We start from the raw sequence: 2,331 nt of genomic DNA on the forward strand, positions 1-2,331 counted from the left end.
GGTGGTCTTCTTCGCCGGGGTCGACTTCGCCGCGGTCGACTTGGTCGCCGTGGTCTTCTTCGCCGCAGTCGACTTCGCCGCGGTCGACTTGGTTGCCGTGGTCTTCTTCGCCGCAGTCGACTTCGCCGCAGTCGACTTGGTCGCTGTGGTCTTCTTCGCCGGCGTCGACTTGGCCGCGGTGGTCTTCTTCGCCGCGGTCGACTTGGTGGCGGTGGTCTTCTTCGCCGCAGTCTTCTTGGCCGCCTTCTTGGCCGCCGCGGTCTTCTTGGCCGCTGCAGCCGCACCGCGCTTCACGGCCGGACCCGAAGCGGGAAGCTTCTGGGTGCCCGCGATGATGTTCTTGAAGGACTGGCCGGGACGGAAGGCCGGCACCGAGGTCGGCTTGACCTTGACCGTCTCACCCGTGCGCGGGTTCCGGGCGACCCGAGCGGCCCGGCGGCGCTTCTCGAAGACACCGAATCCGGTGATGGTGACGCTCTTACCCTCGTGCACGGCGCGAACGATGGCGTCCACCATGTGCTCGACGGCCGCGGTAGCGGTACGCCTGTCCGAACCGAGTTTCTCGGTCAGAACGTCGATCAGTTCTGCCTTGTTCATTGATTTCCTCCGCACATACACGGTCCACCGTCAGACCGACTCCAGTCCACGGTAGACCCGCAAACGGGCAAGAGTCTATGTGCCACGCGGATTCTCATGCAAATACATCCGGGCCCGGCCCGACGGGAGTGTCGGACCGGGCCCGGACGGGGTGTGCCCGGAGGGTGTTTTCAGGGCGCCGGAAGGGTACTCGGTTTCCATGACGGCCTTGACTTTTCGTACTCGGAAATCGCGTCTACCTGGCGCAATGTCAATCCGATGTCGTCGAGACCCTCGAGCAGACGCCACCTGGTGTAGTCGTCAATGGTGAACGGCACCACGGTGGTTCCGGCGGTCACGGTCCGGTTCTCGAGATCCACCTCCAGTTCGAGTCCGGGCTGCTGTTCGATGAGCTTCCACAGCAGTTCGACGTCGTCCTGCGAGACCTGGGCGGCGAGCAGACCGGCCTTTCCGGCGTTGCCGCGGAAGATGTCGGCGAACCGGGACGAGATGACGACCCGGAATCCGTAATCCGACAACGCCCACACCGCATGCTCACGCGACGAACCGGTGCCGAAATCCGGTCCGGCGACGAGAACGCTGCCGCGGTCGAAGGGCGGGGTGTTGAGGACGAAGGACGGGTCGTTGCGCCACGCGGCGAACAGACCGTCCTCGAATCCCGTACGGGTGACACGCTTCAGGTAGACGGCCGGAATGATCTGATCCGTGTCGACATTGGACCGGCGCAGCGGGACGCCGATGCCCTTGTGAGTGGTGAAGGCTTCCATCGAAAATTCTCCTCGTCGGTCCTGTGGTCTAGTCCAGATCCACCGGTGCGGAAAGCGTTCCCCGCACCGCGGTTGCGGCGGCCACGGCCGGCGAGACGAGATGCGTCCGTCCGCCCTTGCCCTGCCGTCCTTCGAAATTCCGGTTCGATGTCGACGCGGAGCGTTCACCCGGCGCCAGCTGGTCGGGGTTCATGCCCAGGCACATCGAGCATCCGGCCTGACGCCACTCGGCGCCTGCGGCGGTGAAGATCTCGCCGAGGCCCTCGTCCTCCGCTTGTGCCCGCACCCGCATCGAGCCCGGCACGACGAGCATCCGGACGCCGTCGGCGACCTTGCGGCCCTTCAGGACATCCGCCACCGCACGCAGATCCTCGATGCGGCCGTTGGTGCACGACCCGACGAAGACAGTGTCGATCTTCACATCGCGCAGCGGCATCCCCGGCTCGAGATCCATGTAGCGCAACGCCTTCTCCGCGGCAGACCGCTCGGTTTCGTCCGCAATCTCCTCGGGTACCGGAACCGTGGATCCGAGGGGTGCGCCCTGGCCCGGGTTGGTACCCCACGTGACGAAGGGCGTCAGAGCGCTGCCGTCGATGTGGACCTCGGCGTCGAAAACCGCGTCGTCGTCGGTCTTCAGCTGCTCCCACGCCTCGACGGCGGCGTCCCAGTCTGCGCCCTCCGGGGCGTGCGGGCGGCCCTTGACGAACTCGTAGGTGGTCTCGTCGGGTGCGATCATGCCCGCGCGGGCACCTGCCTCGATCGACATGTTGCAGATGGTCATCCGCGCTTCCATCGACAGCGCGCGGATCGCCTCGCCGCGGTATTCGAGGACGTAGCCCTGTCCGCCGCCGGTACCGATCTTCGCAATGATCGCGAGGATGAGGTCCTTGCTCGTCACTCCGGGCGCCAGCGCGCCGTCGACGTTGATCGCCATCGTCTTGAACGGCCGCAACGACAGCGTCTGTGT

At 65.8% G+C, this 2,331-nt stretch carries 3 protein-coding genes; all 3 read right to left on the minus strand.

All coding sequences use genetic code 11. The features are described 5' to 3' along the window. On the minus strand, window positions 1-597 hold a 597-nt coding region (locus R1101_RS0121505; protein ID WP_016935314.1), incomplete at its 3' end, for an HU family DNA-binding protein. A 170-nt stretch (window positions 598-767) separates the two neighbouring features. Further along, window positions 768-1,364, minus strand: coding sequence for a 3-isopropylmalate dehydratase small subunit (gene leuD, locus R1101_RS0121510; RefSeq protein WP_016935315.1), 597 nt, complete (start codon window positions 1,362-1,364; stop codon window positions 768-770). Window positions 1,365-1,392: 28 nt separating this feature from the next. After that, window positions 1,393-2,331, minus strand: a 939-nt coding sequence (locus R1101_RS0121515) for a 3-isopropylmalate dehydratase large subunit (RefSeq protein ID WP_016935316.1), incomplete at its 5' end; no start/stop codon positions are given.

It is taken from the genome of Rhodococcus sp. R1101 (assembly GCF_000278445.1).
Lineage (GTDB): Bacteria > Actinomycetota > Actinomycetes > Mycobacteriales > Mycobacteriaceae > Rhodococcus > Rhodococcus gordoniae.

Bases quoted from the DNA above. Each gene is read 5' to 3' on its own strand.
- leuD (WP_016935315.1), bottom strand. From the start codon at position 1,364: ATGGAAGCCTTCACCACTCACAAGGGCATCGGCGTCCCGCTGCGCCGG.